The organism is Novosphingobium sp. ERN07 (assembly GCF_012641335.1).
In the GTDB taxonomy this organism is placed as follows: Bacteria; Pseudomonadota; Alphaproteobacteria; order Sphingomonadales; family Sphingomonadaceae; genus Novosphingobium.
Genome location: NZ_JABAID010000002.1, coordinates 390691 through 405582 on the forward strand (window position 1 = coordinate 390691; position 14892 = coordinate 405582).

Consider the following 14892-nt stretch of genomic DNA (forward strand, 5'->3'; position numbering starts at 1 on the left):
CAACGGAACGATTCCGTTCTATTTTTAAATGGACATCAGATGGCCGCCACCGACGACATTTCCTCCGCCGCTCCCGCACAGATCGGAAGGGAGGATCAGCGCAAGAAGACCATTGGCCGCATCGCCGTCGGCGTGCTTGGCGTAGGCGCGCTATATGGGGCTTGGACGCTTTACGATTACCAGACCGTCGGCCGCTATCTGCAGGACACCAATGACGCCTATGTGAAAGCGGATGGCGTGACGATCAGTTCCAAGCTCGGCGGTTATGTCCGCAATGTCGCCGTGCAGGAGAACCAGTCGGTTGGAGATGGGGCCCTGTTGGTCCAGATCGACCCGACCGATTACAACACCCGCCTTGCGCAAAGCAGCGCCCAAGTCGACGTCGCCCGCGCCACCGAAGCCGCATCGCGCGCCGCCATTGCCGAAGCGCGCTCTGCCGTCGGTCAGGCCAAGGCCGCGCTCGATGCGTCGCAGCGCGAACTTTCCTATTTCAACGGTGAAGTCGCGCGGATGCGCCCGCTCGTCGCTTCGGGTGCGGAACCGAAGCAGGCGTTCGACCAGCTTGTCGCCAATCGTGACAAGGCGGCATCCGACGTTGCGGCCAAGCGTGCAGCGGTTGCCGCCGCCAATGACCGCGTTGCCAGCGCGCAAGCACAGGCCGGCCAATCCGCCGCCCAGATCAAGGCCGCACAGGCACAGCGCGATGCCGCCAGCACCGATCTGGCCACCACGCGCATCATCGCTCCGATTGGCGGCAAGGTGGGCAATTCCACGGTTCGCGTCGGGCAATTCGTGCAGCCCGGCCAGCGCCTTATGACCATCGTTCCCACTGAAGCGATCTATGTCGAGGCGAACTTCAAGGAAACGCAGATCGGCCTGATGCGCGCTGGCCAACCGGTCAAGGTCCACGTCGATGCCCTGCCCGATGTCGATTTCCAAGGGGTGGTGGAAAGCATCACGCCCGGCACCGGCGCGAATTTCTCGTTGATCCCCCCGCAGAACGCCACCGGCAACTTCACCAAGATCGTGCAGCGCGTGCCCGTGCGGATCCGCATCAACGCCGGACCTGAATCGCGCAAGGTGCTGGTCCCCGGCCTGTCGCTGACGGTCGAGGTCGATACCCGCGCCGCCAAGTCCTCTATCGAAGCGATCCGCAAGGAACAGGAACGGACGTCTGCCAAGTGAGCAGTTCCGCCACCCTCGACGATACCCTTCCCGACGAGCCGCCCTCGCCCGCCGGAAAGGCCGATATCACCGCTTGGCTGGGCGTTGCTGCGGGGGCCATCGGCTCGCTGATGGCTACGCTCGACATCTCTATCGTCAACGCATCATTGCCGACGATTCAGGGCGAAATCGGCGCGTCCTCCAGCGAAGGCACATGGATCGCCACTGCCTATCTGGTGGCGGAGATCATTATTATCCCGCTTACCGGATGGCTTGAGCGTGTGTTCGGCCTGCGCCGATTTCTGATGATCGCCACTATCCTGTTCACCGCGTTCTCGGTGATGTGCGGGCTTTCCACATCGCTGACGATGATGATTCTTGGACGTGTCGGACAGGGCTTTACCGCCGGCGCAATGATCCCCACCGCACTGACCATCATCGCCACGCGCCTTCCACCCAACCAGCAGCCCATCGGCACCGCGCTGTTCGGTCTGACGGTCATCATGGGGCCAGTCCTCGGCCCGCTTGTGGGCGGCTGGCTGACCGAAAATTTCAGTTGGCACTACGCCTTCTTCGTCAACGTGCCGATCAGCATCGTTCTGATGACGTTGCTTTATATCGGGCTGCCCAAAGGCAAGATGCAGCTTGGCGAACTGATCAATGCCGATTGGCTGGGTGTCATCGGCATGGTTCTTGGCCTTGGCGGCATCACCGTGGTTCTGGAAGAAGGTCACCGCGAACAGTGGTTCGAATCCGCGCTGATCTGGCAGTTGAGCGCCGTGACGCTGCTGGGCTTCGTGATGATCGGCCTTGGCCAGTTCTATGCGCGCCGCCCGGTGATCAAGCTTTCGCTACTGCGCAACCGCGCCTTTGCGGCGGTCTTCGTGCTGGCTTTCGTGCTGGGCGCGGTGATGTTTGGCACTGCCTATGTCATCCCGCAGTTCCTTGCCGCGATTGCCGATTACAACGCGATGCAGGCGGGCAAGATCGTCTTCCTTTCAGGCATCCCCGCGATGATGATGATGCCGCTGTTTCCGATCCTGATCTCGCGCGTCGATCTTCGGCTGATCGTCGGCACCGGGATCGTCCTGCTGGGCTTGTCCTGCTACCTCGATGTGACGCTCACTGCCCAATCGCGCGGCGACGATTTCGTCGTCACGCAGCTTATGCGCGGGCTTGGCACCGTGTTCTGCATGATGTTCCTCAACCAGGCGGCGATCAGTTCCGTTTCGCGCGACGAGGCTGGCGATGCTGCAGGTCTGTTCAACGCAGCCCGCAACCTAGGCGGCTCAATCGGACTTGCCGCGCTTGCCACCCTACAGGACGAACGCTGGGAGTTCCACCGCTGGTCGCTTCACAGCGCATTGGGTGCAAACGACCTGAACGTACAGGCGTGGATCAGCCAGCAGACCATGACGTATGGCGGCGGCCCCGATGGGCTGACAGCGGCGATCCGCTCGCTCGATGGCATGGTCATGCGCGATGCGCTGGTCATGGCCTTCAACGACGATTTCATGGCGCTTACGATTGGCATTTTGCTGGTTGCGCCGCTTGTTCTGCTCCTTCGCCCGCTTCCAAAGGGCTACCACGCAAAGGCTGGTCACTGATGCCTCGCTCGCTCGCTTATCGCCGCGCCACCGCTGCTACGCTGCTTGCCGCCCTGCTTGCAGGCTGCGCCACGGTCGGCCCGAACTACGCCGGAGCGCCGGATTCGGCACCGCAATCGACAGCGCGCGGCACGTTCGTCCGCGCCGATAGCGCCGCAACCGCAACCGCCCCATCAGTCCGCTGGTGGGAAAGCCTTGGCGATCCCGTGCTGAACCAGTTGGTTGACGCTGCTCTGACCGACGCCCCCGGCATTGCCGCGGCCAACGCCCGCGTCGCCCAATCACGCGCCGCCCTCGCTGCCAATCGCACGTCTGCGCTGCCCACCATCAGCACATCCTTTGCCGCGCCATACATCAATGTGCCCGGCAATCTGCTGGGTGAAGGCAGCGGGCGCGACGAAATCAACGCCTACAATCTGGGCTTCGACGCTTCTTGGGAAATCGATCTGTTCGGCGGAACCCGCCGCAAGATAGAAGCTGCGGCTGCACGCGCAGAATCCTCGGAAGCCGCCGCCGCCGATGCGCACGTTACCCTGTCGGCAGAAGTCACCCGCGCCTATGTTGGCCTACGCGCCCGCCAGTCGATGAAGTCGCTGCAAAAACGGCAGGTTGAAATCGATCGTGAACTGGTGGCTCTTGCCAAACAGCGCTTTGCCGCAGGCACGATCCCCCGACAGCCGTTGAACGCTGCCGAAGCGCAGGCTTTCGCCAGCGAGGCCGATCTTGCGCGCAGCGAAGCCGAAATCGCGGTGCTGATGGACCAGATCGCCGTGCTGACGGGCAAGGAACCGGGCGCGCTTGACCGCTTGCTCGGCACGCCCACGGCCGTGCCGCTGCCCCCTGCGCAAGTGGCTGTGGGCGATCCGGCCACACTGCTGCGCAGCCGCCCCGACATTCGCATGGCCGAACGTCAACTGGCCGCCGCCAATGCCGATATCGGCGCGCGCATTGCCGACAAGTTCCCCAAGATATCCTTCCTCGGCCTGCTCGGACTTGGCGGGCAGGACATTGGCGATGTGTTCGATCCGGGCAATCTGGTCGGCATTGCCCTGCCGCAGATCAAATGGAACCTGTTTGATGGTGGCCGGGCAGAACGGCAGGTCGAAGTCGCCAAGGGTGCTTATGCCGAGGCTGAGGCCAACTATCGCAATGCTGTGCTCCGCGCGTTGCAGGATGCCGAAGGTTCGCTCGCCCGCTTTGGTGGGCAGCGCGTGGCTTTTGGCAAGGCACTGGATGCCGAAACCAGCGCGCGCCGCAATGTCGATCTGCAGCGCCAGCGGCTTGCTGCGGGCAGCATCGGCAAGCCCGACGCGCTGGATGCTGAACGACAGGCGCTGCAACTGGCGATGGCATCGTCTGCCGCGCGCGCCGAATTGACCACCGGCTTTATCGCCGTCGAAAAGGCACTGGGCCTTGGCTGGCAAAGCGCGGACGCTGGTAAATGAGACGGTTTCGCCCATTTTATAGTATATTGACTCTGCCGTCGGCTGAGGCACTCTCTCCGCATAACAACTCGTCTGAACGAGGGTATGGGAAAGATGCGCTGGATAACCGATGCAGGCTTACGCCTCTGGCAGGCCTATCGCAAAGGATTGGAAATGTCGTGCCCGGTTCGCAACCGGTTGGCCGATACGCTTGCCGAGCGTTTGTGCGAGCGGGATCGCAATCATGACACTTCCGCACGATTGCCCGGATCGGCAGGAACAACCCTGCACTGATATCGCGCCTGCTGCTGGCCACGCGGCAAGCGATGGCACGGCCAATGCCGGGTCATCGCAGGCAGGCACCCCTGGGGCGACCACGATCAGCCGTCGTGGTCGCCCTTCGCTTGAAGAAGCCCAGCGCCTTCCCACGCGCATTCTTGAAGCGGGATGGGACGTTCTCCTCCAACATGGCTTCGAAGCCTTTACCTTCGATCGCGTTGCCCGCCATGCCCGCATCGGCAAGGCCACGATCTACACGCGCTTTTCCAGCAAGCGCGAATTCCTTGAGGCCCTGCTCGCACTCAAGACGAGCGAGCGCAGGCTGAAATTCATGGCCATCGGTGCCGGTTTGCCTGCCGAGGAAGCTTTCTGCTTGCGCGCTGCCGAGATCATGGAAACGCTGCAATCCACCGACGGCCTGATGATGGAACGTCTGGTGGATTGGTGCGATCAGGAGTTCGGCGATAACACATATGCCTATCGCTCGGCGATGTATGCCGAAGCCATCGACAGCGTGGGCGAAGAACTGGCACAGCTTGCAAGCGAACGGCAGATTGCCTTAGGCAACCCCGAACTCGCCGCACGTTTCTGGATCGAGGGAATTCTTGGTCACGTCCGCATGGCCGGTGCCGCTCCGCAGCCTTCACGTGAAGAGACGGAGCGTTGGGCGCGGGCTTATTCGGAATTCTTCTTTGCAGGGCTGCGCAATGCGGGCAGCCTCAGTCTCCCTGCCGTGTCGCCCGAAAGTTGAAGTCCACGCCCACCACATCCTTCAACTGATCGGTGGCAGACCACTCCGCCTCGCCGACGCCAAATGATAGCCGCTGCAGCGTGGCGCTGCCCGATGCGGTTGCCTTGTCGCCATCGATCTTGAGGCTGAACCGCACTGCAACCGGCTTGCGCTGGCCATGCAAAGTCAGCGTGCCGTTGGCGATATAACGCCCCGCGCCCGCCTCACGGATCGATGTTGAGGTGTATTGCGCTGATGGATTGGCGCCTACACCAAAGAAGCTGTCGCTTCGCAGCATGTCGTCGCGCTGGCCATCGCCGCTTTCGACAGAGGCGAGATCGATCGTGGCCCGGATGGAGGAACCGGCCAGATCTTCGGGATCGAACACGATCTTCGCGTCCCAGCGTCCGAACGATCCCTTGATCGCCTCACCATTATAATCGGCTGTAAAGCCAAGCCGCCCGCCCTTATCCAGCTTCCAAGGCACGGCCTTGGTGCTTGCCGCCGCTTCAGAGGCGACCTCGGAAGGCGCAGCCACCGCTTCGCTCTCGCTGGCCTCAGGCAACGCCTGCTCCACCACTTCGGATGCAGACGCCTGAACCGCAGGCGCGGCCGCCGGTGCAGCAAAGGTCATGCCCCTGCCCCCGCTCAGCGCCACAAACCCCGCAATAATCGCAACACCCGCCGCAATGCCCATGCCACGCCAGCTTGCAATCGCCGCAGGCAGCATACGCCCGATCACATCCTCACGCTTGAAGTGATGGTAGAGCGCACCCGCCAAATGCAGCAGCACCAGCCCCAGCGTCATCGGCCCCAGCAACCCGTGCAAAGCCTCTGCCGGTTCGTGCAGGGCCTGCCCCACCGGCAGATCCGGCCAAGGCACCACTCCGAACAGCATGGTCTGCAACCGCACCTTGGCAGTCGAAACGATGATCCACCCGGTGATCGGGCCACCGATCATGATCGCATAGAGCAGCACATGAACCGCGCTCGCCAGCATCATCTGCGCCTTGCCATCGGGCACAGGCGCAGGGCGTGGCTTGATCAGACGCACGCCCAGTCGGGCAAGGCTGAGCAGCAGGATCAGGATGCCCACGGATTTGTGGAACTGATACCCGGCAAACTGCGCAACGCCCTTGGGCAGATGCTCCAGCCCCCCGCCAAGGCCGACCTGAAACAGCAGCAACAGCGCCAAAATCCAGTGCAGTGCAATAGCTGTGGCAGAATAGCGGGACGGCGAAATGGCGGTCATCAGCGGCCTTCTCGAAAAAAATCAGGCGCCAATGCACCCTGCCATGACGAGTGGCATATCTGCATCGACCAACGCAAGGTATCGTCACTTCAATTGCCACAACCTGTCGCTACATCAGCGACAGTCCACCCGAACGGAGATCACAATGTCGAACAGCCCTTGGTCGCACCACCGCAGCGCGTCGATTGCCGACGACATCGATTTCGAGATCAAGGGGCAGGAACTCCAGTTCCTCGAAATCGAACTCGATCCTGGCGAAAGCGCGGTGGCCGAAGCCGGCGCCTTGGTATGGAAAGACGGCTCGGTCGGCATGACCACCGTGTTTGGCGATGGCAGCGGCGCGGATCAGGGCGGTTTCATGGGCAAGCTGCTCGGCGCGGGCAAACGTCTGGTCACCGGGGAAAGCCTGTTCACCACCGTCTTCACGCATAACGGCCACGGCAAGGCCCGCGTCGCTTTCGCCTCGCCCACCCCCGGCGCGATCCTGCCGATGAAGCTGTCTGACGTTGGCGGCACCCTCATCTGCCAGAAGGACAGCTTCCTCGCCGCCGCACGCGGTGTATCCATTGGCGTCGCCTTCCAGCGCCGCGTGATGACCGGCCTGTTCGGCGGCGAAGGCTTCATCATGCAGAAGCTCGAAGGCGATGGCTGGGTCTTCGTGCAGATGGGCGGCACCATCGTGGAGCGTGAACTTGCCCCCGGAGAGGAACTTCACGTCGATACCGGGTGCCTTGCAGCCTATACGCCCTCGGTCGATTTCGATCTGGTAACCGCAGGCGGCGTGAAGTCCGTCCTGTTCGGCGGTGAAGGCCTGTTCTTCGCGCGCCTGCGTGGCCCGGGAAAGGTCTGGATTCAGTCCTTGCCCTTCTCGCGCCTTGCCGGGCGGATGCTTGCCGCTGCCGGTTCGCGCGGAGGCCAGAACCGGGGCGAAGGTTCGATTTTGGGCGAACTGGGCGATTTCATCGGCGGCAACAACTGACGACAAAGAAGGGCCGACGGTTTGCACCGTCGGCCCCGAAGTACCGCAGGTCCTGCGGGGTGGGAGGGATCAGAAAGCCTTGCGCAGGGTAAAGCCCCATGTGCGCGGATCGCCCGGCAGCCCGGCAATCAACCCGGTGTTGCCCGGCCCGACGAAAAGCTGCTCGAAGTAGTTCTGGTCAAAGGCATTGCGCACCCAGCCATAGATATCGAACCCGTCATCGGTGCGGAAACCGGCGCGGAAGTTCGACAGTGAATAGCCATCAACGTTCGTGTAGATCGACGGCGAAGGGTTTGACGAGAAGTCCGAACGATAGCTGCCGTCATAACCGAAGTAGATCTGGCCATCCTGCGCCAGCAGCGAAACCGGCGCATTGGCCTCGAACCCGAACGAGAACGACCACTTCGAAACCCCCGGCAGGCGCTGGCCCGAAATGTCGCAGTTTGCAGGGCTGAGTGCTCCCGGTGTTCCGGCAGCACCCGGCACCTGGCTACCCGTCGCCACGGTCCCGCCCGAAAGCTCTGGCGGGCACGGCGCATCGGTGAACTTGCGATAAGTCGCATCGGTATAGGCCGCGTTAGTATAGGCGTTGAACCGTTCGCTCGGCCGGATCGAAAAGTCGGCTTCAAAACCCTGTGATCGAACGGCCGAAGCATTGGCCAGATAGCCACGCAGCACCCCGAACTGGCCATTGTTCACATTGGCCTGATAGTCCTTGATATCGGTGCGGAAGGCCGAAAGATTGAAGATCGCGCCAATGTCGCGGAATTCGGTCTTGATGCCCACTTCATAGTGGTTGACCGATTCCGGTTTGACCGTCGCCGTGCCAAGCAGCGGATTGTTCTGCGCATCAGTCGGCACGCCGTTCTGGTTGATCCCGCCCGATTTGAACGACTTGGCATAAGTCGCGTAAGCCAGCACGCCTTCGGCCACCTTGTAGCTGGCGGTGAAGTCGTAGCTGAAGTTCCAGTCGCTGAACTCCGGCGAAATTTCCTGAGGGGTGAAGATGGCAAGCTGCGCCGTCTTGGTCGCGCTGGTCGTTCCATCGAGCAGGATTTCGGTTCCCGCGCCGTTGAACACCCGCCGCTGGTAGAATCCGTCCTTCTTGTCGTAGTTGACGCGAAGGCCGGGTTGCAGCGTCAGTTCGGGCGTCACTTTCCAGCTTGCCTGACCATATACCGCAACGCTGGTGTTCTTCAGGAACTGCGTGTTGCGCGCGGTCAGCCCGTCCAGCACGTTGGAATTGTACAGCGCGTTGGTTGGCGCGAGATTCCACTTGGTCGATGCCGAACCATGCGATTCCGTGCCTTGCGTGTCGATCCGCTGGTAAAAGCCGAACGCCCCCACCACAAAGTCTACCGTATCGCCGCTGTAGTTATAGCGCAGTTCCTGCGTGTACTGGTCCTGCTGCGATGGGTTCTGCGACCGCGTAACGATCGGCAACCCGGTAAAATCGCGGTCGTTCTGCGGCTGCCAGTCCCAAAAGCGCCACGCCGTGACGGACGTCAGCGTGCCCGGCCCCACGTCCCACTTCAGCTTGATCGAAGCACCGCCGATCTTGTTACCCGCCTGAAGCGCAGCATCCAGATCGGTCACGCGATCAAACGGATTGGTGCTGACCGGCGAATAGCCCTGCGCCGCTGCCAGCGCTGCGAACTGCCGGTTCAGCGCGCGCTGCGTGGTGCCGGTCCTGACATAGACCGAACCGCAGCACACCGCGTCCTGCTCGCTGTAATCACCAGCCAGCGTGATGCTGAAGGCGTCATTGGGCTGAAACAGCAATTGCCCGCGCAGGCCAATATTGTCCTGGCTCTGGATCCACTGCCGCGACGTGGCGTTATAGATCGTACCGCTCCGGTTAGTCGATGAAACCGCCAGACGCGCCGCCAGCGTATCGGTAATCGGGCCGGAAACTGCCGCCTTTGCCTGAACATAATTCAGGTTGCCGACGCTCGCCTCTGCCCGCGCTTCGAAATCGAAGGTCGGCTGGTTGGTCGTGATGTTGATCGCACCGGCGGTGGTGTTCTTGCCATAAAGGGTGCCCTGCGGCCCGCGCAGCACTTCGATCTGCTTCACGTCGAGGAAGTCGAACGTGGCTGATGCCACGCGCGAGTTATAAACGTCGTCGATATAGATGCCGACGCCCTGTTCGATCCCATCGTTAGTCAGGCCGAACGGCACGCCAAGCCCACGGATATTCACTGCAGTGTTACGCGGGTTGGACGAATAGAACTGCAACGTCGGCGTGATCTGTTGCAGACGGCCCACGTTGAAGCTGCCGGTGCTGTCGATCTGGTCGCCGCCAACAACCGAGATGGCCAGTGGGACATCCTGCGCGGTTTCGGCACGACGGCGCGCGGTAACGACAATCGTCCCGCTTTCGTTGGCCCCGGTGCCGAAGGAAGATTCCTGTGGCGGCTCTGCTGCTTGGCCGACTGTTGGATCGCCGGCAGTCGTGTCGACGGTTTCAGGAAGCGCTGCCGAAGCTGTAACGGTTTCTTCAGCAAGCGCGCTGGACGAAACTATGGCAAAGGGCGCAGCCCCCGCCAGAAGCAGGACACGGAAATTCATCGCAAGGACCTCATGGTTTCCCGAACGATGCTTCCGGTGGTCCGGTCAGCGGCGCGGATTTTGGATTGTTTTGTTATTCTAGGGTATTTTGACGAGACGATCAGTTCGGCTTGAGCCGTCGCTTCTCGGTCACATCGATCTGCACAACCCGGCCCTCATGGACCGTTAGCTGAACCGCGCCATAGCGCAGCCCGGTCAGGGCTTCGCGCACGCTGGCGAGGCTTTCTTCAAGATGGCGTTCCGCATCACCGGGGAGGTGTCTGCCGGAAGGTGCTGGTTCGATCATCGCTCTGTTCATCCTGTATCCTCGCAAGCCAATCGTTTGCCCAAAGGCCATCGCCGCCCCGGCGCAGCTCGATCTCCTTCCGATTTTCTCGGCGATTCGATCAACCTTACCGGTCATGTATACTCAATTATTTCAGTAGACATTAAATTTCGACTATGGCGTCCAATAGGCAAACTTCTCTCTCGTTCGCGGGAGTAGAGCGGCAGGCACGGGTACATGCGCATACCCGCCCTGCCTGCGTCAGGACATAACTCTACTGATGATGTAGACAATATGCCTGCGACAAAGCGAGCGGTGCGCCAGACGAGTTGCCGGAGCAAGTTCCGCGCGGATCACCGGTTCGCGGCAAAGCAAGGTGGCGCGTAGTTACTCCAAGCTGTTCAGAACTGAACGGCCACCCTATCCGATGCCGAACGGGCAGCCCCTCAGGAAGAAGCGACCAACCGCAGTGTGGGCCGTCGCCGTCTGCCTCCGCAATCGTCTTGCGGCGCATCGAGGCAAGCGCGCAGGCAGTCCACTGCCATCGCCAGATGCAACGCTGCCATAGCTTCGCCATGCTGATCGAGCGCGTCCAGCGCGCCCGAAAGGGTAACGAACACTTCCTCCAGTGGCTTGGCTGCTACGTGCATGGCGACGCCCCATCCTGTTCATTAGCGGTCTTGTGGCCGGACGAACCGTTCAGGCTTTCTCGTGCCACCCGCGATCATGCTGGGATTGGTAGCCAAGTAGCGCGCGAGCGAAAGGGAAGAATGCACCGCTTAAGAGGAAACAATCGCGCGCCAGAACCGCGGAGCGTCATCATTCCCGTATATTTACTTACTCTCCTGACAGTTAGCACATTACCAAGCTACCATGCCCTGCTGGCTGCGCTTTGGTGCTGACGCCCACAACTGGTTCAGGAATGGAGACAGCGGGCTATATGGCGGTTCCAGCGCAGCCATTGGCAGCATCTAGGCCAAGATGTGATCCGAATCACACCACGGCTATTGCTTGGTCCACCCCGTGGCATCCGTGTGAACCGTCACAAACAGATCTGCCTTCACGGCCCAATTATGCACCGAGATTAATCTTCCAAAGCGGAACATATACGCGCCCATTTCGCTCAACGCGGGCGATAGAAATCGCGAAAAGCTTCCGGCGCGCCGCACTTGGCGATAGCAGTTTCGACATGGCGCTGCCGTTCAGCGACCAGTGAAGCAGAGGTCAGCGCAAAGCGCCGTTCGTGCGCCACCTCGCCCGCCGTGAAAGGACGCGTGCCAGGGATCACGCTTTCCCCGCCCAGACCGAACACCATGAAGTTCAGCATGTCGGCCAATTGCTGATTGTCCGCGATCCGGCTTTTGGCGATGTTGGGCAGGCGCAGCAGATAGGCGCGGGTATCGTCGGTACACATCATGTATCCCACGCGCCCCCGCAATTCCGGCAGCTTGGCTGGGGCGGAAAGCCCCTGCACCCCGTGGCACCCGGCGCAGTGTTCCACATAATCGCCACGCGCCAGTTCAGGATCGCTGATCGCCGCCAGCCCTTGCGCGACCGTTTCGGCGCGCGGATCGTCCCGCGCGACCAGTTGTGGTGCCGCCATCAAGGCCAAAGCCGCCAGAACCAGCGCGCGCATCGTCCGATCCTCAGGCTGCGCCGATCATCATCGCGGTTGAGCAATGGTATTCCATGCTGCTCGTCCCAAAGCACCAGATAATGTTATTGTTAAGCTGCGGCAGGTAAAGCTGCGTCTCACGGTCGATATTGTCGCAGCCGCACTGGCCACACGTCGGCTTTCCGCAGCAATCGCGATAGGCGATCATGTAGGCCTTGCCGTCATCGGGATTGATGCACGATCCCACCCACGAAACCGGCGAAGGTTCAGATCCTGCCGGGCACGTGTGGATGCCGCCGCCGCAACAGGTGCATAGCGATCCATCGATAGCGCAGTAGCGCCAGTAATCGCACTTGGTATCGTCCTTCGTCTGCGCAGAGCGCGCAAAGGCGGTCTTGGCCTCAGGCGAACGATCAGGCTTGGCTGCTTCGGCCCGGCTTACGGGCAGCAGCGGAAACACCGGGGCTGCCACCAGTGCCGCACCCAACCTTGAAAGAATGCCCCGCCGCGAAGTGCCCCCGGCCAGTCGCCGCAACAACTTCTCGCCAGCAGCATCGGGATTGAACCTGATCATCGAATGCCCCCTTCGTTCGTCCCGTTCACGCCGCAACCGGCTGTTTCAGCCCCGAAATGTAGTCCTGTACCGTCGCGATCCCCAGCTCGTGCGCCACGACAAGGCTCTCCAGGTGCTCGCGGCTGTTCACCAGCCCCTTCGACAGGATCACGCCGTCAGCATCCAACAGCACCGCATAGGGCAGCTTGCCCACCTCGAACGCCTGCCCAACTTCCGGCCCATTGATAAAGCGATAGCCCTCCAGCCCCTGCGTCGCGATCAGGCCCTGCTGCGCCGTGACGGTATCGTCACCCACGAAAGTCAGTTCCACACGCTCGTCCTTGGCAAAAGACCGCGCCGCCGGGATCAGGCCCTTGCACAGCGGGCACGTGGCCGAAACGAACATCAGCAACCGCAGCGGCACGCCCTTGGCCGCCCCGCCAACGATCACGTCGCCGCCTGCAAGCGTCTTGGCAGGCACGGACGGAGCCTTGCCGCCCACTGCAGGGCCACCGCTCGTCTGCAAGGCCCCCGCTGGAGCGACGCGCATGTGCAGCACGCCCACCTGGCGCGCCAGCGCCAGCAGCGCCACCACCAGCGCGATGATCACCACCCACGAAAGCACCTGCCCCACGATCAGCGCAGTCATCATCGCGAATTCCTTTCAACAGCCAGCGGCCCCGCCGCCAGCGCGGCCAGTGCGTTCACCAGCAAAGTCATAAGATAAAGCGCCAGCCCTCCGGCCAGTGAAAGCCCCCACGCCAGCGATCCAAACGCAGGCAGGCCCATCAGCGCAGGCACCAGCAGCGCCGCAAGCACCACATTGCGCGCCACAAGCGTCCGGCTCAACGGTTGGCGCAGTTCCGAACGCCCGCACCCGCAATCGATATGCGCACGCCCGCGTCCGATATTCACCGCCATCGCCACGGCAAAGGCCAGCAGCAAACCCGCAGCAGGCACTGCGGCGAAGGCTGTTCCGCCTAGCAACGCAGCGCCGATCAGCACCTCGGCCCACGGCAGCACCGTCGCCACCGGCCCGACCAGCGCATCGGGCAACAACCGATAGTTCGCCACAACGCCCGGAAACACGCGCCGGTTGCGCAGCTTGGCTACGCCTGCAGCAAGGAACACCAGCCCGTTGCCCACGGCAGCCACCCCGCCGCAGATCGCCAGAGCCGTGTCGAAAGCCTCGCTCACTTCGGCTCGACCACCGAAATAAGCCCACCGCCCGCATTCTCGATCTCGTGCTTCACTTCGCCGGTTTTGGAATCGATAATCGTGGCGTTGTTTTCCATGCCGTTGACCATGATCATCGCGGCATCGTCCTGCGTGATCTCGATGTTGCGCGGATGGCCCTTCACCGGGATGCGCTTGATCAGCTTCTTCGCTGCCAGATCAAGGCCCCAGATCTCTTCGGCACCTTCCTTGTGGCTCCAGTATTCACCCTTGTGCATGAGCACCCATAACGTGCCGCTTGGGCGATGCAGCGCGCTTGGCTGCATCCCGCCGGGATACCATGCGATGTCCAGCGGCTTCACGTCGGCTGCGCGCATACCGCCGGCTTCCTGAATGGAGAACGGCGCGCTCACCACCGGAGCCGCGCCCATCGCCACTGTGCGCACCTGCCCGGTATAGCTGAGCAGAACCGCCATCTTCTTTTTGCGATCATAAGCTACGTTGGAATAGATCGGGTCTGCCGCCGCATCAAAGAACTCGGCTGAGCGCGTGATCTCCTGCGTTGCCCCCTTCACAGCTACCGTCGCCAGCGTGCCATCGGCACAAAGTGCGGAAAAGCCGACGCCGGGATTGACGATCAGGCTGGCACAGCCCGGCAGTTCAATGGCCCGCACGAACTTGCGCTTGGCCATGTCGATGATGTTGACCGACGATGCCGGATCGAAGTTGTAGTCATAGGCGGTCTTGCCATCGTCGCTCAGCACGAAGTTGGTTGTAAAGCCGCCCACGATCAGCCGACCGGGCGTCGGGATCTCGGTTATCAGCTTCAACGACTTGCTGTCATAGACGGAAACGAAGTCCATCCGCGTTCCACGGTTGACCTTCGACCACATCGTCTCGGCCACGTAATAGAACTTGCCGTCAGGATCAATCGCCAGATCGGAATCGCGACTGGTGGAAACCATCCCCACCATCTTGCCCGTCCCGGCATCGAAAATGCTCGATCCAGCACTGCCCCAACCGCCGCGTACATAGAACCAGTTCGCCTTGGGAGCCTCCATCGTGCTGACGCTGGCTTCTTCTGCCTCGGCAATCACGTTCTCGGCCATGACCGGGGCCACGAATGCTACCGCTGCCGTAGCGAAAAGCGCCACCCGCGCCACCATGCTCAAACGCGTCATCACGGCCCCCTGATCTAACCCGCAGGACCAATGCTTGACGACTGTCCGGATTCGGTCAAGCGCCTTATTGCAACTGCGAAAGAAAGGTGGATTTGC

Annotated in this window: 14 protein-coding genes; 5 read left to right on the forward strand and 9 right to left on the reverse strand. The window is 61.8% G+C overall.

Annotated features, from left to right (window positions below; genetic code table 11):
* Nucleotides 1-39 precede the first annotated feature (39 nt).
* The 4 genes from HGI47_RS04910 (at nucleotide 40) to HGI47_RS04925 (ending at nucleotide 5225) form a co-directional block, all read left to right on the forward strand.
* Entirely contained in the window at nucleotides 40-1185 is a 1146-nt protein-coding gene (locus HGI47_RS04910; RefSeq protein WP_168851661.1) for an HlyD family secretion protein, read from the forward strand.
* Nucleotides 1182-2771 carry a DHA2 family efflux MFS transporter permease subunit gene (locus HGI47_RS04915; RefSeq protein WP_370521629.1) on the forward strand — a complete coding sequence of 530 codons (1590 nt, stop codon included), beginning with the start codon at nucleotides 1182-1184 and terminating at the stop codon, nucleotides 2769-2771. Before HGI47_RS04910 ends, HGI47_RS04915 begins: the two co-directional genes overlap by 4 nt.
* Complete coding sequence (locus tag HGI47_RS04920; RefSeq protein WP_168851662.1) at nucleotides 2771-4216, forward strand: efflux transporter outer membrane subunit; 1446 nt, start codon at nucleotides 2771-2773, stop codon at nucleotides 4214-4216. The genes HGI47_RS04915 and HGI47_RS04920 overlap by 1 nt, the downstream gene beginning before the upstream one ends.
* A gap of 223 nt (nucleotides 4217-4439) precedes the next feature.
* Nucleotides 4440-5225, forward strand: a complete 786-nt coding sequence (locus HGI47_RS04925; protein ID WP_168851663.1) for a TetR/AcrR family transcriptional regulator — start codon at nucleotides 4440-4442, stop codon at nucleotides 5223-5225.
* Here HGI47_RS04925 and HGI47_RS04930 read toward each other — a convergent pair.
* Nucleotides 5194-6456 carry a YceI family protein gene (locus HGI47_RS04930; protein ID WP_168851664.1) on the reverse strand — a complete coding sequence of 421 codons (1263 nt, stop codon included), beginning with the start codon at nucleotides 6454-6456 and terminating at the stop codon, nucleotides 5194-5196. The two genes, HGI47_RS04925 and HGI47_RS04930, sit on opposite strands and share 32 nt — an antisense overlap.
* 145 nt (nucleotides 6457-6601) lie before the next feature.
* On the opposite strand from HGI47_RS04930, the gene HGI47_RS04935 reads away from it, so the two are divergent.
* Nucleotides 6602-7435, forward strand: coding sequence for a TIGR00266 family protein (locus HGI47_RS04935; protein WP_168851665.1), 834 nt, complete (start codon nucleotides 6602-6604; stop codon nucleotides 7433-7435).
* 69 nt (nucleotides 7436-7504) lie between these two features.
* On the opposite strand, the gene HGI47_RS04940 is transcribed toward HGI47_RS04935, so the two are convergent.
* The 8 genes from HGI47_RS04940 to HGI47_RS04975 form a co-directional block, all read right to left on the reverse strand.
* Complete coding sequence (locus HGI47_RS04940; RefSeq protein ID WP_168851666.1) at nucleotides 7505-10006, reverse strand: TonB-dependent receptor; 2502 nt, start codon at nucleotides 10004-10006, stop codon at nucleotides 7505-7507.
* A gap of 100 nt (nucleotides 10007-10106) precedes the next feature.
* Nucleotides 10107-10292, reverse strand: a complete 186-nt coding sequence (locus HGI47_RS04945) for a YezD family protein (RefSeq protein ID WP_206065998.1) — start codon at nucleotides 10290-10292, stop codon at nucleotides 10107-10109.
* Between the two features lie 425 nt (nucleotides 10293-10717).
* Entirely contained in the window at nucleotides 10718-10921 is a 204-nt protein-coding gene (locus tag HGI47_RS04950; protein ID WP_168851668.1) for a hypothetical protein, read from the reverse strand.
* A gap of 473 nt (nucleotides 10922-11394) precedes the next feature.
* Nucleotides 11395-11907, reverse strand: a complete 513-nt coding sequence (locus tag HGI47_RS04955; protein WP_168851669.1) for a cytochrome C — start codon at nucleotides 11905-11907, stop codon at nucleotides 11395-11397.
* Between the two features lie 10 nt (nucleotides 11908-11917).
* The gene (locus tag HGI47_RS04960; RefSeq protein ID WP_168851670.1) at nucleotides 11918-12460 is read right to left on the reverse strand and encodes a methylamine dehydrogenase light chain; all 543 of its coding nucleotides are present in this window, start codon (nucleotides 12458-12460) and stop codon (nucleotides 11918-11920) included.
* 25 nt (nucleotides 12461-12485) lie between these two features.
* Entirely contained in the window at nucleotides 12486-13088 is a 603-nt protein-coding gene (locus HGI47_RS04965; RefSeq protein WP_240949985.1) for a methylamine utilization protein MauD, read from the reverse strand.
* The gene (locus HGI47_RS04970; RefSeq protein WP_370521631.1) at nucleotides 13088-13636 is read right to left on the reverse strand and encodes a MauE/DoxX family redox-associated membrane protein; all 549 of its coding nucleotides are present in this window, start codon (nucleotides 13634-13636) and stop codon (nucleotides 13088-13090) included. Before HGI47_RS04970 ends, HGI47_RS04965 begins: the two co-directional genes overlap by 1 nt.
* A complete protein-coding gene (locus tag HGI47_RS04975) occupies nucleotides 13633-14796 on the reverse strand; it encodes an amine dehydrogenase large subunit (RefSeq protein WP_240949986.1) in 1164 nt (387 codons plus the stop codon). The genes HGI47_RS04970 and HGI47_RS04975 overlap by 4 nt, the downstream gene beginning before the upstream one ends.
* Nucleotides 14797-14892 lie beyond the last annotated feature (96 nt).

Bases quoted from the DNA above. Each gene is read 5' to 3' on its own strand.
- HGI47_RS04910 (WP_168851661.1), top strand. From the start codon at position 40: ATGGCCGCCACCGACGACATTTCCTCCGCCGCTCCCGCACAGATCGGA.
- HGI47_RS04920 (WP_168851662.1), top strand. From the start codon at position 2,771: ATGCCTCGCTCGCTCGCTTATCGCCGCGCCACCGCTGCTACGCTGCTT.
- HGI47_RS04925 (WP_168851663.1), top strand. From the start codon at position 4,440: ATGACACTTCCGCACGATTGCCCGGATCGGCAGGAACAACCCTGCACT.
- HGI47_RS04930 (WP_168851664.1), bottom strand. From the start codon at position 6,456: ATGACCGCCATTTCGCCGTCCCGCTATTCTGCCACAGCTATTGCACTG.
- HGI47_RS04935 (WP_168851665.1), top strand. From the start codon at position 6,602: ATGTCGAACAGCCCTTGGTCGCACCACCGCAGCGCGTCGATTGCCGAC.
- HGI47_RS04940 (WP_168851666.1), bottom strand. From the start codon at position 10,006: ATGAATTTCCGTGTCCTGCTTCTGGCGGGGGCTGCGCCCTTTGCCATA.
- HGI47_RS04945 (WP_206065998.1), bottom strand. From the start codon at position 10,292: ATGATCGAACCAGCACCTTCCGGCAGACACCTCCCCGGTGATGCGGAA.
- HGI47_RS04950 (WP_168851668.1), bottom strand. From the start codon at position 10,921: ATGCACGTAGCAGCCAAGCCACTGGAGGAAGTGTTCGTTACCCTTTCG.
- HGI47_RS04955 (WP_168851669.1), bottom strand. From the start codon at position 11,907: ATGCGCGCGCTGGTTCTGGCGGCTTTGGCCTTGATGGCGGCACCACAA.
- HGI47_RS04960 (WP_168851670.1), bottom strand. From the start codon at position 12,460: ATGATCAGGTTCAATCCCGATGCTGCTGGCGAGAAGTTGTTGCGGCGA.
- HGI47_RS04965 (WP_240949985.1), bottom strand. From the start codon at position 13,088: ATGACTGCGCTGATCGTGGGGCAGGTGCTTTCGTGGGTGGTGATCATC.
- HGI47_RS04975 (WP_240949986.1), bottom strand. From the start codon at position 14,796: ATGACGCGTTTGAGCATGGTGGCGCGGGTGGCGCTTTTCGCTACGGCA.